Here is a 2,743-nt window from a genome sequence, read left to right as displayed (position 1 = left end):
AGCGGCTGCGCATACGGTCCTCGAAGCCCGTGAGGTGCTTGGGCGGAACGTCGCTCGTGATCACGACCTGCTTGTTGTGGTCGTGCAGCGTGTTGAAGGTGTGGAAGAAGGCCTCCTGCGTCTCGGCCTTGCCCTGCAGGAACTGGATGTCATCGATCAGCAGGATGTCGATGTTCCGGTAGCGCTGCTGGAAGAGCGAGCCGCGGTTGTTCGCGATGGAGTTGATGAAGTCGTTCGTGAATTCCTCGGACGAGACGTACCGCACGCGGATCCCCGGGTACAGGCTCATCGCGTAGTGGCCGATGGCGTGCAGCAGGTGCGTCTTGCCCAGGCCCGAGTCGCCGTAGATGAAGAGGGGGTTGTATGCCTTCGCGGGTGCTTCGGCGACGGCGACGGCCGCGGCATGCGCGAAGCGGTTGGACTGGCCGATGACGAAGCTGTCGAAGGCGTACTTCGGGTTCAGGCGAGAGTCGCGGGGGCGGTCGCCGCCGGTGTTCTCGAAGACCGACTGCATCGAGGCCGGGAGCTCGACGGGATCCGGATAGTCGGCGGCGCCGGCCGACTGCGACTCCGCCGCGCGCGACTCCTCGAGCTCGGGGTTGACGACCACGTAGAAGGAGGTGACCGAGGAGGGACCCTCGATGGCGCTCATCGCCGAGAGCAGGGAGACGCGCATCCGCTGATTGAGCATGCTCGCGGTGAAGTCGTTCGGCACCTCGAGGTAGAAGGTGCCGGCCGCGATGCCCTTGGGTTCGACGAGGTTCAGGAAGCCCTGCAGCATCGGCGTGATCGCTGCATCATCGGAGAGCCGATCGAGGACGGTCGCCCATGTGTCCGATATGGGCTGTTCTGTCATCGTTCCCCGCATTCGTTGGGTGCCGTCGTTGCCGCTGAGCGATCCCCCGATCGACGTGCGAGCGGCGCGAGGCGAGTGTTCACAGCGTTATCCACGGCCTGTGGGCAGATTCGGGAAGTCGCCCGCGAATCCGGGTGCGTGGCTGGGGATAACTGGTGTCACACGCTAGCGAATCTCGCCCCTGTGGACAAATGCCGATGTGGGGATTCGTCGGCTCGGGCGTGTCGATCCACAGGTGATCCCGAGGAAGCGACGATACTGTGTCGTTTGCGCTACGCACGGCTGGAACTGCACCTGGTTTGACCGCGGGACTCCGAGGCCGTAGTTTTAATAGGTTGACCCCAGCCCGAATCGGGCACCCTGTTTTCCCGTCGCACCATCGCACTCGCTGCGCGGCGCGAAGATCCGACAGCCGGAGAAGAAGAATGAGCAAGCGTACGTTCCAGCCGAACAACCGTCGTCGCGCCAAGAAGCACGGCTTCCGCCTCCGCATGCGCACCCGCGCGGGCCGTGCCATCCTGTCGGCACGTCGCGGCAAGGGTCGCACCGAACTCTCCGCGTAGCCCCTCGGTGCTCGCCAAAGCCAATCGGATCACGAGCGCCGACGACTATCGAGTCATCGTGCGCCGTGGTGCGAAGGTCGCCGGTGCCCACACTGTGAGCTACGTGCGCTCACGGGAGTCGGGCACCGACGCACGCTTCGGCTTCATCGTCTCCAAGAAGGTCGGCACCGCGGTGCGTCGCAACCTGGTGCGCCGGCGGCTGAAGGCCGTGTGCCACGAGGCACTCGCCGCTGGCGTCGACGACATCGACGTGGTCGTTCGCGCGTTGCCCGGCGCAGCGGACGCGCCCTGGCCTGCACTGCGTGCTGAGGTGCTCGACGCGCTGCATCGTCGCCCGCGTCGGTCGACGCCCACTGACCCCCGCTCCGGCACCGTCGAGTCGGGAGCGTCAACCGATGCGTGAACTTGTCTTCTTCGTGCTGCTCGTCCCGCGCAATATCGGAGTGCTCGTGTTGCGGGCCTATCGCGCGGCGATCTCTCCGCTGTATGGCGATGTCTGCCGCTACCATCCCTCATGCTCGGCGTACGGGCTCGGTTCGGTGCAGCAGCGCGGCCTGCTCATCGGGGCGGCGCTGACCGCGTGGCGAATCGTGCGCTGCAACCCCTGGTCCGCCGGCGGCATCGACGACGTCCGCCCCGCCCGCCACTCCCGGTACGGGGTGACCGCGTCGGGTTGGGTGCTCCCCTCGGCGTGGGTGACCGTGCCCGAGCGTTCCCGTGGCGGCAACGATGCTTCGCCCGAACTCGTTTCCTCCTCCCCCGACACGTCCCGAAAGGACTGAATCACCCACATGGACCTCCTCGGACTGATCCTCTGGCCCATCAAGTGGGTCATCGAGCTGATCCTCGTCGCCTTCCACTCCATGTGGGATCTCGTCGGGCTCGACCCCGACGCGGGTCTCACCTGGGTCCTCTCCATCGTCGGGCTCGTGATCGTCGTCCGGGCGGCGCTCATCCCGATCTTCGTCAGGCAGATCAAGAGCCAGCGCCGGATGCTGGAGGTGGCACCGCAGCTGAAGAAGATCCAGGACAAGTACAAGGGCAAGAAGGACCAGTTCTCGCGGGAGGCGATGTCTCGCGAGACGATGGAGCTCTACAAGCGCACGGGTACCAACCCGCTCTCCTCGTGCCTCCCCCTGCTCCTCCAGATGCCGATCTTCTTCGGCCTGTTCTCGGTGCTGAACGACGCCTCGGTGCACGACAAGGCCGGCGTCGGCCTGCTGAACCAGCGTCTGGCCGACTCCTTCGCGGACGCGGTGTTCCTCGGCGCCCCGCTCAACTCGACCTTCATCTCCGCGATGAACAACGGCGGACCGTGGCAGGT

The 2,743-nt window shown here is 65.8% G+C and carries 5 protein-coding genes; 4 read left to right on the top strand and 1 reads right to left on the bottom strand.

Annotated elements, in window-relative coordinates; all coding sequences use genetic code 11:
* Positions 1–856: DnaA ATPase domain-containing protein (locus RIN18_RS17550; protein ID WP_309105264.1), on the bottom strand; the 856-nt coding region annotated here is incomplete at its 3' end.
* A 425-nt stretch (positions 857–1,281) separates the two neighbouring features.
* Between RIN18_RS17550 and rpmH the strand changes: the two genes are divergently transcribed.
* The 4 genes from rpmH to yidC all read left to right on the top strand — a co-directional run.
* Positions 1,282–1,419, top strand: a complete 138-nt coding sequence (gene rpmH, locus RIN18_RS17545) for a 50S ribosomal protein L34 (RefSeq protein WP_022892375.1) — start codon at positions 1,282–1,284, stop codon at positions 1,417–1,419.
* A 7-nt stretch (positions 1,420–1,426) separates the two neighbouring features.
* Entirely contained in the window at positions 1,427–1,822 is a 396-nt protein-coding gene (rnpA, locus tag RIN18_RS17540; protein ID WP_309105263.1) for a ribonuclease P protein component, read from the top strand.
* The gene (gene yidD, locus RIN18_RS17535) at positions 1,815–2,201 is read left to right on the top strand and encodes a membrane protein insertion efficiency factor YidD (RefSeq protein ID WP_309105262.1); all 387 of its coding nucleotides are present in this window, start codon (positions 1,815–1,817) and stop codon (positions 2,199–2,201) included. The genes rnpA and yidD overlap by 8 nt, the downstream gene beginning before the upstream one ends.
* Positions 2,202–2,210: 9 nt before the next feature.
* Positions 2,211–2,743 (top strand): membrane protein insertase YidC (gene yidC / locus RIN18_RS17530; RefSeq protein ID WP_309105261.1); only part of this gene is annotated, 533 nt, incomplete at its 3' end.

This window comes from Microbacterium sp. (assembly GCF_031179285.1).
GTDB lineage: Bacteria > Actinomycetota > Actinomycetes > Actinomycetales > Microbacteriaceae > Microbacterium.
The sequence above is the reverse complement of the archived record's forward strand: the minus strand, read 5'-3'. Positions and strand labels throughout refer to the sequence as shown.